The sequence below is a fragment of the Roseobacter sp. CCS2 genome (genome assembly GCF_000169435.1).
Taxonomy (GTDB): domain Bacteria; phylum Pseudomonadota; class Alphaproteobacteria; order Rhodobacterales; family Rhodobacteraceae; genus Yoonia.
On the sequence record NZ_AAYB01000009.1, the window covers coordinates 1 to 13,800 of the forward strand.

The 13,800-nt window shown below is 57.9% G+C and carries 13 protein-coding genes and 1 pseudogene; 3 read left to right on the plus strand and 11 right to left on the minus strand.

Going from position 1 to position 13,800, the window contains the following annotated elements:
* From RCCS2_RS16995 to RCCS2_RS17040, 10 genes and pseudogenes are all read right to left on the minus strand, one after another.
* Positions 1–551 (minus strand): glutathione S-transferase family protein (locus RCCS2_RS16995; protein ID WP_037294502.1); only part of this gene is annotated, 551 nt, incomplete at its 3' end.
* A pseudogene (locus tag RCCS2_RS17000) lies at positions 548–2,457 on the minus strand (acetyl/propionyl/methylcrotonyl-CoA carboxylase subunit alpha). The gene RCCS2_RS16995 and the pseudogene RCCS2_RS17000, both read right to left, overlap by 4 nt.
* Before the next feature lie 5 nt (positions 2,458–2,462).
* Entirely contained in the window at positions 2,463–4,025 is a 1,563-nt protein-coding gene (locus RCCS2_RS17005) for a carboxyl transferase domain-containing protein (RefSeq protein ID WP_008236578.1), read from the minus strand.
* A 134-nt stretch (positions 4,026–4,159) separates the two neighbouring features.
* Entirely contained in the window at positions 4,160–4,453 is a 294-nt protein-coding gene (locus RCCS2_RS17010) for a hypothetical protein (RefSeq protein WP_008236580.1), read from the minus strand.
* Positions 4,450–4,956, minus strand: coding sequence for a lysozyme inhibitor LprI family protein (locus RCCS2_RS17015; protein WP_008236581.1), 507 nt, complete (start codon positions 4,954–4,956; stop codon positions 4,450–4,452). Before RCCS2_RS17015 ends, RCCS2_RS17010 begins: the two co-directional genes overlap by 4 nt.
* A complete protein-coding gene (locus tag RCCS2_RS17020; protein WP_008236583.1) occupies positions 4,953–5,507 on the minus strand; it encodes a hypothetical protein in 555 nt (184 codons plus the stop codon). The genes RCCS2_RS17015 and RCCS2_RS17020 overlap by 4 nt, the downstream gene beginning before the upstream one ends.
* Positions 5,504–6,667 carry an isovaleryl-CoA dehydrogenase gene (locus RCCS2_RS17025; protein ID WP_008236585.1) on the minus strand — a complete coding sequence of 388 codons (1,164 nt, stop codon included), beginning with the start codon at positions 6,665–6,667 and terminating at the stop codon, positions 5,504–5,506. The genes RCCS2_RS17020 and RCCS2_RS17025 overlap by 4 nt, the downstream gene beginning before the upstream one ends.
* A 64-nt stretch (positions 6,668–6,731) precedes the next feature.
* Entirely contained in the window at positions 6,732–7,325 is a 594-nt protein-coding gene (locus tag RCCS2_RS17030; protein ID WP_008236595.1) for a DUF6434 domain-containing protein, read from the minus strand.
* A gap of 36 nt (positions 7,326–7,361) precedes the next feature.
* Positions 7,362–8,567 carry a DegT/DnrJ/EryC1/StrS family aminotransferase gene (locus RCCS2_RS17035; RefSeq protein WP_008236598.1) on the minus strand — a complete coding sequence of 402 codons (1,206 nt, stop codon included), beginning with the start codon at positions 8,565–8,567 and terminating at the stop codon, positions 7,362–7,364.
* Positions 8,568–8,634: 67 nt separating this feature from the next.
* On the minus strand, positions 8,635–9,303 hold the full coding sequence (locus tag RCCS2_RS17040; protein ID WP_008236600.1) for an HAD-IA family hydrolase: 669 nt from the start codon (positions 9,301–9,303) through the stop codon (positions 8,635–8,637).
* Between the two features lie 122 nt (positions 9,304–9,425).
* On the opposite strand from RCCS2_RS17040, the gene glmU reads away from it, so the two are divergent.
* The 3 genes from glmU to RCCS2_RS17055 are packed head-to-tail and all read left to right on the plus strand — an operon-like array spanning position 9,426 to position 13,276.
* Positions 9,426–10,769, plus strand: a complete 1,344-nt coding sequence (glmU, locus tag RCCS2_RS17045) for a bifunctional UDP-N-acetylglucosamine diphosphorylase/glucosamine-1-phosphate N-acetyltransferase GlmU (protein ID WP_008236602.1) — start codon at positions 9,426–9,428, stop codon at positions 10,767–10,769.
* Positions 10,770–10,772: 3 nt separating this feature from the next.
* Positions 10,773–12,596: a glutamine--fructose-6-phosphate transaminase (isomerizing) gene (glmS, locus tag RCCS2_RS17050; protein ID WP_008236603.1), complete on the plus strand. Its 1,824-nt coding sequence runs from the start codon at positions 10,773–10,775 to the stop codon at positions 12,594–12,596.
* Entirely contained in the window at positions 12,593–13,276 is a 684-nt protein-coding gene (locus RCCS2_RS17055) for a DNA alkylation repair protein (protein ID WP_008236605.1), read from the plus strand. The genes glmS and RCCS2_RS17055 overlap by 4 nt, the downstream gene beginning before the upstream one ends.
* Here the strand turns inward: RCCS2_RS17055 and RCCS2_RS17060 are convergent.
* On the minus strand, positions 13,273–13,749 hold the full coding sequence (locus RCCS2_RS17060; RefSeq protein WP_037294484.1) for a hypothetical protein: 477 nt from the start codon (positions 13,747–13,749) through the stop codon (positions 13,273–13,275). The two genes, RCCS2_RS17055 and RCCS2_RS17060, sit on opposite strands and share 4 nt — an antisense overlap.
* Positions 13,750–13,800 lie beyond the last annotated feature (51 nt).

Below are 13,800 nucleotides of genomic sequence, written 5' to 3' on the forward strand. Positions count from 1 at the left end.
AACCACGCAGATACACGGGCGAAAGGATCAAGCGACACAAAGTGCTGCGCCATATAAACCGCTTGCCCAACCCCGATATCCGCAGCAGAGAAAGCAGAAAGCAGGTAATCACCGGCCAAACCCTGCTCAACCGTGGCGAGGGTCTTGGCCAGGCGTTTGGCCTCCAGCTGCATGACGATGGGTGAGCGCATGTTGTCTTCATAAAGCGCCACATGCTGCTGGGTCAGTGCGGCGGTGTGCTGCGAGATCGTCTCGGCGAAATGGACCCAGTTCAGCCACTGCGCGCGCTCTGCGTGACTTGGGTCGCGACCCAAGCCCTTTTCAAGGAAACGCTCGCATAGATACTCTGCAATCGCCCCGCTTTCTGTCAGCACCACATCATCAATCTCAAGCGTTGGTACGCGCCCTGTCGGGTTCAGCTTGCGATAGGGCTCTTCCCGCAGCGTCTTGTCAAAAGGGTATTCCACTACGTCAAAATCGACACCCAGTTCATGCAACAGCCACAAACTGCGCATCGATCGGGTTTGCGGACAGTGGTGCAGACGGATCATGTATCGGCCTCTAAACTGACCATCAATGCACCCGCTGTGACCTGATCACCGGTTGCAACCATCACGCTATCGACCGTTCCATCACGCGGGGCGCGCAAGACATGTTCCATCTTCATCGCTTCCAACACGACCATGCGGTCGCCCTCTTGCACGGTTTGGCCTGCGGTGACGGCCACATCGCGCACCAACCCCGGCATCGGCGCCAAGACAGTATCCCCGCCCATCGCAGTGTCGGCGCGGGCCACTGGATCAATAATATCAAAAGTCAGCTTGCCGCGCCAAACACGGTGACTCGTGATCCATGCACAACCGCGGCACCACCCCAATCCCCGCCCCGGCGGGTAAGTGGAATGACGTCATCTTCAATCTGCACGTCGCAAGTGGCCGCATCCTGCACGATGATCGTTGCCACTGTCACCTGATCCCCATGTTGCAGGACAATCTGCCGTCGCAACGGCGCCCACAATGAAAACCCTGTCAGCGCGTCGTCAGACAGATCAGCCGCCATCACAGCGGCCAATGCGAAATCGCGCGCAGATGGGACCGCCCGCGCACAAAGCGCGTCACTGCAACGCGCAATCAAACCGGTATCCACATCGCCGGACACGAAATCCGGCACGCGTGACAAATTCCGCAGAAAATCAAGATTGGTCACAGTGCCCGCAACCTGCGTTGCATCCAGCGCCGCCGATAACGCCTGCAAGGCCCGCGCCCTGCCCGGCCCATGCACGGTGATCTTGGCGATCATCGGATCGTACCAAGGTGATATTTCGTCCCCCGCTGTCACGCCGCTATCAATGCGGGCCGCGTCAGGGAACACCAGATGATCAATTACGCCGGTTGCAGGCAGGAAACCTGCAGGCACATCCTCTGCATACAACCGCGCTTCGAACGCGTGGCCTGTGATGGACAAATCCTGTTGTCGCGCTGGCAGGGCTTCACCGGCCGCGACACGCAATTGCCATTCCACCAGATCAACGCCAGTAATCGCCTCTGTCACCGGATGTTCGACCTGTAACCGCGTGTTCATTTCCATGAACCAGAACCCATCGGTACGCAGCCCATCGATGCCATCAACGATAAACTCAATCGTGCCGGCACCGGCATAGCCAATGGCTTTGGCGGCCTTCACCGCCGCATCACCCATTGCCTTGCGTACGTCATCTGTCATTCCCGGCGCCGGCGCTTCCTCGATCACTTTTTGATGGCGGCGTTGCAGGGAACAGTCACGTTCGAACAGATGCACCGCGTCGGTTCCATCGCCGAACACCTGCACTTCGATATGGCGCGGTGCCGTAATGTATTTCTCGATCAACACATCCGCGTTGCCAAAGGCGGTCTGTGCTTCGGCCTGCGCTGATGCCAGATTTTCCAGAAAATCCGATGCCGCCTCGACCAAGCGCATGCCTTTGCCCCCGCCCCCGGCGACGGCCTTGATCAAAACGGGATACCCAATCTCTGATGCCCTTTCGGCAAGGAAACCCGGGTCCTGATTATCACCGTGATACCCCGGCACCACCGGAACACCTGCCTTAACCATCAGCGCCTTTGCAGCATCTTTCAGCCCCATGGCACGGATCGCATCCGCAGACGGGCCAATGAAGATCAAACCTGCCGCAACAACATCATCCACAAAACCTGGATTTTCTGACAGAAAACCATAGCCGGGATGGATCGCCTCTGCCCCGGTGTCCAAAGCCGCCTGAATGATCAGATCACCGCGTAGATAGCTGTCGGCCACGGGCGCGGGTCCAAGGCGCACGGCCTCGTCCGCCTGTGCCACATGCATGGCTTGCGCGTCAGCATCGGAATAGACCGCGACAGTGCGCACACCCATAGACCGGGCGGTCTGTATGACGCGGCAGGCAATTTCGCCGCGGTTGGCGATCAGGATCTTCGTAAACATTCCCATCACATCCGGAACACGCCAAAGCGTGTTTCCTCAATCGGCGCATTCATGGATGCGGCGAGTGACAGCGCCAATACCTCGCGGCTTTTGCGTGGGTCGATGATGCCATCGTCCCAAAGCCGCGCACTGGCATAAAGCGGGTGCGACTGTTCGGTGAACATATCAATGGTGGGCTGTTTGAACGCCGCCTCGTCCTCGGCTGACCAACTGTCGCCGCTGCGTTCAATCGCGTCCCTTTTGACTGTGGCCAAAACGCCCGCGGCCTGTTCGCCGCCCATCACCGAGATGCGCGAAGTGGGCCATGACCACATAAAGTTTGGGCTATAAGCCCTTCCTGACATGCCATAATTTCCGGCTCCGAACGACCCACCGACCACCATAGTGATCTTTGGCACTTTCGTTGTCGCCACTGCCGTCACCATCTTGGCCCCGTGCCGTGCGATCCCTTCGTTTTCGTATTTTTGGCCAACCATAAAGCCTGTGATGTTTTGCAGGAACACCAGCGGGATCTTGCGCTGGCTGCACAGTTCCACAAAATGGGCACCCTTCTGCGCGCTTTCCGAAAACAACACCCCATTGTTGGCGATGATGCCGCAAGGCCAGCCGTCAATATGCGCAAAGCCGCAGACCAGCGTTTCGCCAAACCGCGCTTTGAATTCATCAAAGCGGGACCCATCGACGATGCGGGTGATCACCTCGCGAATGTCATATGGCGTGCGCAGGTCAGCGGGGACCACATCGAGAAGTGTATCGGGATCAAGTGCAGGAGGTTCAGGTGGCAACCGATTGCCCTGCAATGATTTATCCAGATTGCAAGACGCCACAGCCTGCCGCGCCAGGGCCAAAGCATGCGCATCATCTTCGGCCAGATAATCTGCCACACCAGACAGACGTGTATGTACATCACCGCCGCCAAGGTCCTCGGACGACACCACCTCACCGGTGGCTGCTTTCACCAAGGGCGGCCCGGCCAGAAAGATCGTCCCTTGCTCTTTGACGATGATCGACACATCGGCCATGGCAGGCACATAGGCCCCGCCTGCAGTGCATGACCCCATGACAACCGCGATCTGTGGAATGCCCTTGGCCGACATCTGCGCCTGATTATAAAAAATCCGGCCAAAGTGGTCCCGGTCGGGAAAGACTTCATCCTGATTGGGCAGGTTCGCGCCGCCACTATCGACCAGATAGACGCATGGTAAATGACACGCCTCTGCGATCTCTTGCGCGCGGAGGTGTTTTTTCACGGTCATCGGATAGTAAGTGCCGCCTTTGACGGTGGCGTCATTACAGACGACCATGACATCATGGCCATTCACACGACCCACGCCAGCAATAACGCCAGCACAAGGGGCTGCCCCATCGTAAAGACCATGTGCGGCGGTTGCCCCCACCTCCAGAAATGGGCTGCCGGGATCAAGCAGACCTGCCACGCGATCACGCGGCAGCATCTTGCCGCGCGCCAGATGGCGCGCGCGGGACTTTTCGCCGCCGCCAAGAGATGCGGCCTCAGCAGCAAGGCGGACATCTTCAAGAGCGTCGAGGTGGGCATCGCGATCCGTCATCTAATATTCTGCTCCAACACAAAAACCTGTTCTATTGCTCATCGGGGTCAACGGCCTCTTGCAGGCAGGCCTCAGTATGGATGTTTGAGAAAATGCGCAGGCCAGTGCTGTCGTCAAAGATACCAAAAACCGTCTCATGCCTCTGGTCCTGCTGGTGCGGGCAACGCCTCGCCGCGTGGTCCGACAAAATAGGTTGTCGTTAACCCAAAGGGATGCCCGCAATTGATCACCATACGCACATCAGGATCAGGATGTGGGCTTGCCGCGCAATCGGTGGGGCTGGCCCCGCTTGGCGCTGTTTCCATGTAAGCGGCGGCATAGCGATTGATGATATCCGTTTCGCTGGGCACCTGCCCCCATTGCAAGCCAAGATAACCTGCAAAGGCCACAAGGGCTGCGAGGGGAAGGAAGAGGTAGGCGCGTTTCATTGCTTCGCCCCGCGATATCGTGCCAATTCAAAAACACGTTCAGCAGTCATACGCATCTGACAAGCCGCACCAGAAACTTGTCGCAGCGTTCCTGCCCCGTGACGGCCATAGGCCATTGTGCAATTGGCATCCCGGAATGCGATCCATGCGCGCTGCGCCTGCAAAACCTGATTGTCACGTACAGCAAATTGGGGCGAAGTCGAAAGATCGCTCTCATCCCATCTTTGTGCAAATGCGCGTGACTGCGCATATTCTTCGTTCAGCAAATCATCCCAAACACCTGCTTCATCGGAAAGACAGAACATCATCCCAGTCGTGGTATGACCATCTGCTTCGGTTTCCATACAAATGTTTGCAGCGTCGCCCAAACAGTCTGTGGCACCGTCTGTGCGGATCGTGCTGTCGTAGCAGTCATGAACAACAGCTGCATAAGGCCAGTCATCCTGCGCTGACACCGGGGCCGCTGCCGCCATCATCATTACGAGGCAAAGCGCACGGATCATTCGGGAACCGTCCTGCAAAAGGCCGCAAAACCACCGTCCGCGGCACTGTCACAGGCCTGCCGCACGGTGAATTCCAATTCCAACGCGATCAATGCCGTTTCACGCATTTCGCATGCGGCGATATCCTGATCTGCGGTGTCGCTGGGCGCGTTCTGCCCAATGCGCAACGTGCATTCCAGCGTCACGTTCGCGGTCGCCGCCGCAGGGTTTTCAACCGACGCCTGCAGATCACCGTTTTCCGCCGCTGGCCGATCTGCGACCCACGCTTGCAGCCCCATGTAGTTTTGCGCAATGCGCCAGTCCCAATAGGACTGTTCAAGCTGGAGGCAAGCGGTTGGGGCGCCCTCGCACAAACGCGCTGAGCGTCCGATGCAACTGCGCGCAGCGCGAGTGACAAGCCCGCCCGGCCCTTTGGTCGCTTGATCGTTGACGCAGGTATGCGTTTCCATTGCCTGCAATGATGTGCCCTCAACCTCGGTCACTGGCGGCGCGCCGAAGGATTGCGCCAGCGCGGCACCCGGCAGCATCAGGCAGATCGCAATTGCCTTCACACCATCGCCCCCATCAATTCCCGACCCACCAACATACGCCGGATTTCTGATGTGCCTGCGCCAATTTCCATCAGCTTGGCATCGCGGAAGATGCGTGCGACGGGTGCGTCGTTCAGGAACCCTGCCCCACCCATGGCTTGCACCGCTTGGTGCGCCTGTTTCATCGCTTCTTCGGATGCGTAAAGGCAGCAGGCCGCGGCGTCTTGGCGCGTGACTGTCCCCCGGTCACAGGCCTTGGCAACCTCATAGACATAAGCCCTTGCTGAATTCATCGCTGTATACATATCAGCAATCTTGCCTTGCATCAGTTGGAAATTACCAATGGGCTCACCAAATTGTTTGCGGGTGCTGATGTAGGGCATGACCTCGTCCAAACAGGCCGCCATGATGCCAAGGCCGATACCCGCCAGCACAACCCGTTCGTAATCAAGGCCCGACATAAGAACCCGCACGCCTTTGCCTTCTTCGCCCAGCACGTTGTCGAACGGGACCTGCACATCGTCAAAGACCAGCTCGGCCGTGTTTGAGCCCCGCATTCCCAGCTTGTCGAAATGCGGCGATGTGCTGAACCCGGTCATTTCCTTTTCAATCAGGAAGGCCGTGATCCCCTTGGACCCTGCATCGGGATCGGTCTTGGCATAGACCACCAGCGTATCGGCGTCCGGCCCGTTCGTGATCCAGTATTTGTTACCGTTCAGGCGGTAGTGATCGTTGCGCTTTTCTGCGCGCAGCGACATAGAAACAACATCAGATCCGGCGCCCGCTTCGGACATCGCAAGCGCGCCGACGTGTTCGCCCGAAATCAGACGCGGCAGATATTTGGCCTTCTGTTCATCGTTTCCGTTCAACTTGATCTGGTTCACGCAAAGGTTGGAATGCGCGCCATAGGACAGGCTGACCGACGCGCTGGCGCGTGCGATTTCTTCAATGGCAACAGTATGCGCAAGATAAGACATGCCCGCCCCGCCATGGTCCTCATCCACTGTGACACCCAGCAGACCCAATTCGCCCATCTCAGTCCACAAAGCGGGGGGAAAAGCGTTGGATTGATCAATATCAGCCGCCATCGGTTTGACACGGGTTTGCGCCCAGTCATGCACCATGTCGCGCAGGGCATTCACGTCTTCACCCAAATCGAAGGTCATTGAGGCATGAAACATCTGTTGGCTCCAGATTAATTGAACGCTTGTTCATTAATAAAACGCGAAGGCCCGCCCTGTCGAGTCATTTCTCTTTCAGCAGGTCCAGATCCTTGGGCGCAAATACGTAAGGCCCCGGTTGCTGGCGGCGCAACGCCCAGAGCCTTCGTAACTCTTTCTGCGTACCATCCGGCACATGGGCGAAATAAGCGCGGGTATAGGCGTTGTATTGGTTGTGTGGTTGGTTCGGTTGCTTCTTGCCCGCCTTTTTATCGGCCTCAATCTGTTTGGCGGCATCCACCGCATTGGCAAGGGTCAGCCCTGCGTTGTCCTTCATCCAATCCATGAACGGGATCGAGAATTTGAACCCCGGAATGGCCGCCTGCATGAAACGCCGCATGTTCTGGGTGTTTTTGTAACTGTCCGTGATCACCGTATTGGGGGTAAGCACTTCGGAATGCCAATCAAATTTCGATGTCACCCGATTGGCCTGCTTCACCTCCAACGGTGCTTTGCCGTGGTCAAGAAAGTAGGCGATGCGGTCTGCAATCTCGAACTTGCCACCGGTGGTCTTGATCCCCTTGCTGCGCGCATAGGTCACAAGCTCTTGCTTCAGATAATACCATTGCCGAAAACTGGCGGCGTCTTGGCATTGCGCGATATCGGGGCGGTTTGTCATGGTGGTCAAGCTAGTGGTGAGCGCCTGACAGGCAAGTCATTCAGCCGCGACATTGCCTTGATAAACGGCTGAAACTTCGGCCCGGATGATGCGGGCAAGCATCGCACAGTCATCAAGGCTGAAGGTTAGCGGCAGGCGCATGTCGATCACCCCGGCTAACACACGGTCTGATGCAGGCATCGGTTCGGACGGCGCATAGCGCCAACTGTCGTAGCGCGAGGTAAAGCCTTTGGGCTCAGATCCACCAAACCATTTCAACTCGACCCCGCGTGCCGCACAGCGTGCCAGAACGGTGTGCACAGCATCAGGCGACCAATCCAGAAGCAGGAATTGAAAGGACGAAGCCACGAATTGCTCTTTCTCCGGGCGCGGGATCAGGCGCAAGCCCGGCGTTTCAGCTAACCCCGCCTCCAGCACGCGGTAGCGCGCGTTCCAGCGCGCGGCCTGTGTGGCCAGATCGCGCAACTGCGGGCGCAGGATGGCCGCGCGCAGGTTATCCATCCGACCAGAGATATTCGGCGTTTCATATTTGATCTTGGCAAAGGTTTCGACCGGGGGTGCCGCGCGGTGTTTTTCAAACAGCATATAGCTGCCGGACAGCATGATCGCGCGCGCCATGTCTTCGGCACCATCGCAGATCAGGAAACCACCCTCGCCTGAATTGATGTGCTTGTACGTCTGCGTTGAATAACACCCAAACCGCCCCCAGCGCCCACTGGGCATGCCGTTCCATACGGCCCCCATCGTATGTGCGCAATCCTCAATCACCGCGACACCAGCCGCGTCACACAGCGCCATGAGGCGGTCCATATCGCAGATATGGCCGCGCATGTGGCTGAGTAGCAGAACCTTGGCCTGATCCAGTTTTGCAGCCAGATCATCAAGGTCGATTACAAGGTCTTCGGTCACCCCCACAAAAACCGGAACGCCGCCAACGGCAGCAATCGCACCGGGGACCGGGGCCAAAGTGAAAGCGTTGGTCAGCACCTTGTCACCATGCTGCACACCCGATGCGCGCAAGGCCGTCGTCATCGCATACCCGCCAGAGGCCACAGCGAGGCAGTATTTTGACCCCACCGTTGCGGCGAATTCTTCTTCCAGCAATGCCGCCTCGGCGATTTCATGGCCGCTGGTGTTGTAGCGGTGCAAGCGCCCGGACTGCATCACCGCATTGGCTGCCGCGATCCCTTCGTCGGGGATTGGTTCTTGCTGGGTAAAGCTGCCGGTGAATATCTCTGTCATGAGGCTATTCTCTAGCCGCTTTCGCCGCACGTCAAATGACCACTTTGGCGCAGACGTTAAGGCCAATTCAGCCGATCAGCCGGGTGACCACTGCATCCAACTGATCATAGCTGTCGATTGTGGCCTCTGGATCAAGCGCCAGCACATCATCCCGACCGGGCCCAAAGGTCACCAGAACTGAGGGCACACCGGCGTTGCGTGATGTATCGCGGTCTGTCGCCGTATCCCCGACAAGCAAGGACCGCGCCGCATCACCACCGGCGCGCCGCACAGCCTCAAAATGATGCTCTGGGTCGGGTTTGCGCACCGGCAGCGTATCGGCCCCGATAAGTGACGCGAAGGCATCACGCACACCAAGGCTGGCCATCAGGGTTTCGGCCAGACCTTCGGGTTTGTTGGTCGCGATACCAACGGCGTAGTTGGCAGAAAGCAGGCGTTCAACGGCGTCCATCGCCCCGGGATACATCACGGTATGGGTGTCGATATCCGCGGCGTAGGCGTCCAGCAGCACAGGATATTGCGCGTCAACTTCAGCTTCGCCAAACCCTTCGACCCGCGAAAAACCCAATGTCAGCATGGCTCGCCCACCGCGCAGCGCTGTGGCCGCATCTTTCGCGGGGTCCAGCAGGTCACCCAATCCAAGCCCGCGAAAACAGGTATTGGCCGCGGCAATCAAATCACCACTTGTATCGGCCAAAGTACCATCAAGATCGAATATCACTGTGCGTTTGGTCATGGGTCTGCCTTTTGTTTGCCTGTCACTCTGTAACGCCCTGTAAACTGATGTGAACCCCCATCCCCTTGTGATAATCAAAAAGGGCAGTAGAAGTCGCACCAACAACAAGGTTTGAGGCAGCAATGGCAACCGCACTGATTATCCTAGGCGCAGGCATGGGCACGCGCATGAATTCCGACATGCCCAAAGTGCTGCATGAAATTGCAGGCGCGCCAATGCTGGTGCATGCGATGAAATCGGGCGCAGCACTTGATCCCGCACGGACGGTCATTGTTGCGGGGCATGGGGCCGCGTTGGTTGAGAAAGCGGCGAAGGCCTATGAACCGGATGTTGCCGTTGCAATTCAAACGGAACAGTTGGGAACGGCCCATGCCGTGGATCAGGCACGCGATGCGCTGAAAGGATTTTCGGGCGATGCTTTGGTGCTTTATGGCGATACACCGTTCATCCGCCCCGAAACACTGGCTGCGATGACTGCCGCGCGCCTGACCCATGATATTGTGGTTTTAGGGTTCGAAGCGCTTGATGCGGGACGTTATGGCCGCTTGATCATGAAAGATGATCAGTTGGACCGGATTGTCGAATTCAAGGACGCGACAGATGACGAACGCGCCGTAACACTTTGCAATAGCGGTGTTATTGCGGCGGATAACGCCACGCTGTTTGATCTGATCTCGGCTGTTGGCAATGATAATGCCTCGGGCGAGTATTACCTGACGGACATTATCGCAATTGCGCGGGCGCGCGGCATGTCAGCCACCGTTGTGCGCTGCGATGAGAGCGAAACACTTGGCATCAACTCGCGCGCAGAACTCAGCAAAGCTGAGGCGCTTTTTCAGATGCAGGCGCGCACAGCTGCGCAGGCTGACGGTGTCACACTTACCGCGCCCGAGACGGTTTTTTTTGCCCACGACACGGTTGTCGGCCGCGATACCGTTGTCGAACCCAATGTGGTCTTCGGCCCCGGTGTAACGGTCGAGTCCGGCGCCACCATCCGCGCGTTCAGCCATTTGGAGGGGTGTCATGTGTCACGTGGCGCGGTGGTTGGCCCCTATGCCCGCCTGCGGCCCGGTGCCGAACTGGCCGAAAACGTGAAGGTCGGCAACTTTGTTGAGATCAAGAATGCGCAAATCGCGGACGGTGCAAAGGTCAATCACCTGTCCTACATCGGTGACGCGACAATCGGTGCGCGCAGCAATATCGGTGCAGGCACAATCACCTGTAACTACGATGGTGTGTTCAAACACAAAACGACTATCGGTGAGGATACGTTTATCGGATCCAACACCATGCTGGTCGCCCCGGTAACCGTGGGCGATGCGGCCATGACAGGCAGCGGATCAGTTGTAACAAAGGATGTGCCGCCGGGTGATTTAGCGGTGGCGCGTGCCAAACAGGAAAACAAGGCGGGCTTTGCCGTCCGCCTGTTTGAAAAACTCAAAGCCAGAAAAGCAAAAGGGTCTTAAACCATGTGTGGCATTGTAGGCGTATTGGGCGATCACGAGGCCGCCCCATTGTTGGTCGAAGCACTTAAGCGGCTGGAGTATCGGGGATACGACAGCGCGGGGATTGCCACGATCAATGACCAAAGGCTGGACCGGCGGCGGGCCGTTGGTAAGCTGGTCAACCTCTCTGACGTTTTGGTGCATGATCCCCTGCCCGGCAAAGCTGGCATTGGCCACACGCGTTGGGCGACGCATGGCGCACCCAACGCGGGCAACGCACACCCGCACCGCGCCGGCGGCGTGGCTGTGGTGCATAACGGCATTATCGAAAACTTCCGCGAATTGCGCGCCTTTCTGGCGGATCAGGGTGTCGGGTTTGAAACGGATACGGATACGGAAACCGTGGCATTGTTGGCCAATTACTATCGCGATCAGGGCCTCAGCCCCCGTGATGCAGCCAAGCAGACGATTGCGCGTCTTGAAGGGGCCTATGCCCTTTGTTTCTTGTTCGACGGCGAAGATGATCTGCTGATTGCGGCCCGCAAGGGCTCACCCCTGGCGATTGGCTATGGCGAAGGCGAGATGTTCGTAGGCTCTGACGCCATTGCGTTGGCCCCGATGACCGACCGGATCAGCTATCTTGAAGAGGGCGACTGGGCCGTCATCACCCGCAATAGCGTTGAAATCCGCGATGCGAATGGCGCCATTGCCAATCGCGCGATCAAGACAATCCAGATTGACACCGCCCGCGTTGACAAGGCCGGTTTCAAGCACTTCATGGCCAAGGAAATCGCCGAACAGCCTGTCGTGCTGCAAGGCGCACTGTCGCATTACATCAGCGCTGATGGCACGACCGTTACGATGCCAGAGCCTGAGATTGATTTTACGAAAGTCGAGCGTATGACAATGGTCGCCTGCGGCACCGCGTTCTATGCCTGTCTGGTTGCGAAATACTGGTTTGAACAAATCGCTGGCATCCCCGTTGAAGTCGACGTCGCGTCCGAATTCCGCTATCGCGAGCCGCCGGTCACATCAGGTACTGTCGCGCTTTTTGTCAGCCAGTCGGGTGAGACCGCAGATACGCTGGCCGCCCTGCGCTACATGGAAGGCAAGGCTGACAAGATCATGTCGGTCGTCAACGTGCCCGAAAGTTCGATCGCGCGCGAAAGCGATGTACCGTTGCCTATTCTGGCTGGAACCGAAATTGGCGTGGCCTCGACCAAGGCCTTTACCTGTCAGTTGACGACCCTTGCGATCCTCGCGCTGCGCGCGGCACAGATGCGAGGCAAGCTGGACGAAACCACATTGGCTGAGAAACTTGTCAGTTTGCGCGCCCTACCGGGGCTGCTGAACCACGCGCTGGGGATTGAGGAGAAATCCAAGGATATCTCGCGCAAGCTGGCAGAGGCGCGCGACATCTTGTTTCTTGGGCGCGGAGCGATGTACCCTCTTGCCCTTGAGGGTGCTCTTAAATTGAAAGAAATCAGCTATATACACGCCGAAGCTTATGCATCTGGTGAGCTGAAGCATGGGCCTATCGCATTGGTCGATAAACACGTCCCTGTTATCGTGATGGCCCCACGCGACAGCCTGTTTGATAAAACAGTGTCGAACATGCAAGAGGTCATGGCGCGCGGCGGCAAGGTGCTTTTGATCACCGACCAGAAAGGCGCTGATGAGGCCGCCGAGGGCGTTTGGGATACAATCATCATGCCTGAGATTGACCCGTTCCTGGCCCCCATCCTGTACGCGATCCCCGCCCAATTGCTGGCCTATCATACCGCCGTTGCCAAAGGCACCGATGTAGACCAGCCCCGCAATCTAGCCAAGTCTGTGACAGTCGAATGACCCCGAAAACCGCGATTGCGGAACTGCGCGCTTTGGGTGATCCGTTCAAAGCGGCTGAAATGCATAAATATCACAAGGTGGACCGCCCCTATCTAGGCGTCGCAAACCCGGTGATTGATGAACATGTGAAAGCATGGCGGGCACAGGTTGATCTCGACACCCGGCTGGCGCTGGCGAAAGGCCTTTGGAAAGGCAACACCCATGAAGGGCGCATTGCCGCCGCCAAACTGTTGACGCAAGCACGGATCAGGCCCGATGATACCGACGCTTGGGCGCTGATTGTATTGTGGGTGCCTGAATTTGATGCGTGGGCGGTGGCCGATCATGCCAGCATTGCGGGGCAAAAGCGCCTTGTAGCGGACCCGGCCCGTTTGGACGAGGTCGAGGCGTGGACAACATGCGACCATATGTGGACCCGACGGGCGGCGCTTGTGATGACCCTGCCCTGGACCAAGCAAAACCACCCCAAGCCTGCTGATTTAGCAATCCGAGATCGGGTTTTGGGTTGGGCTGCTTCTTACGTTACAGACCACGACTGGTTCATACAAAAGGCCATCGCATGGTGGCTGCGCGAGTTGTCAAAGCACGACCCCGACCGCACGCGCGCGTTTCTGGGCAGGCATGCGGCTGACATGAAACCCTTTGCCGTGAAAGAAGCCGGACGTAAGTTGCCCGGCTAGGGTGCAGCAAACACCGTCAATTCAGGTAATGACGTCAGCGGCGCTTCGATCAGGCGCATGGCCGCAAGGCTGATTTGGCTGCCGGATCCAGCGGCGCCGCCTGAGGGGCGCAGTTCAATATTGATCGTTTTGCCCTGATAGGACACGCGCCCAAGGGTCAATTCGGTCACGAGCGGCGTTTTTAACCATATCCCCGGCTCTGCCGGTGGCCCAAGAGCGGCGATCGTTGTGCCAAGCGGCGCTGCTGCGCTGGGTTGCTCTGATACGACAGCGGCGGCCCGTTCTTCTGCGCTGGTGGTGTCAAATTGGTCGACGGTCACAGCATTCGCTGGTGGCGGCGGTGGAGGTGTGGGGTTCAGCGTTGGTACCGGTGCCGCCATAGGGGGCTGCGGGGACGTGCCAAAAATGCTTTGGAAAGATGGCGTTGAACAACCCGCGAGGGCCACGATGGGCAATATTAAAATCAGTCTCATATCCCGAACCTATGCTGCACAATGCCGCCATGCAACGGCCAGCTTCGTGCT

Excerpts from the sequence above, each read along its gene's own strand:
- RCCS2_RS17005 (WP_008236578.1), bottom strand. The coding sequence starts at position 4,025 with ATGACGGATCGCGATGCCCACCTCGACGCTCTTGAAGATGTCCGCCTT.
- RCCS2_RS17010 (WP_008236580.1), bottom strand. The coding sequence starts at position 4,453 with ATGAAACGCGCCTACCTCTTCCTTCCCCTCGCAGCCCTTGTGGCCTTT.
- RCCS2_RS17015 (WP_008236581.1), bottom strand. The coding sequence starts at position 4,956 with ATGATCCGTGCGCTTTGCCTCGTAATGATGATGGCGGCAGCGGCCCCG.
- RCCS2_RS17025 (WP_008236585.1), bottom strand. The coding sequence starts at position 6,667 with ATGTTTCATGCCTCAATGACCTTCGATTTGGGTGAAGACGTGAATGCC.
- RCCS2_RS17030 (WP_008236595.1), bottom strand. The coding sequence starts at position 7,325 with ATGACAAACCGCCCCGATATCGCGCAATGCCAAGACGCCGCCAGTTTT.
- RCCS2_RS17035 (WP_008236598.1), bottom strand. The coding sequence starts at position 8,567 with ATGACAGAGATATTCACCGGCAGCTTTACCCAGCAAGAACCAATCCCC.
- RCCS2_RS17040 (WP_008236600.1), bottom strand. The coding sequence starts at position 9,303 with ATGACCAAACGCACAGTGATATTCGATCTTGATGGTACTTTGGCCGAT.
- glmU (WP_008236602.1), top strand. The coding sequence starts at position 9,426 with ATGGCAACCGCACTGATTATCCTAGGCGCAGGCATGGGCACGCGCATG.
- glmS (WP_008236603.1), top strand. The coding sequence starts at position 10,773 with ATGTGTGGCATTGTAGGCGTATTGGGCGATCACGAGGCCGCCCCATTG.
- RCCS2_RS17055 (WP_008236605.1), top strand. The coding sequence starts at position 12,593 with ATGACCCCGAAAACCGCGATTGCGGAACTGCGCGCTTTGGGTGATCCG.
- RCCS2_RS17060 (WP_037294484.1), bottom strand. The coding sequence starts at position 13,749 with ATGAGACTGATTTTAATATTGCCCATCGTGGCCCTCGCGGGTTGTTCA.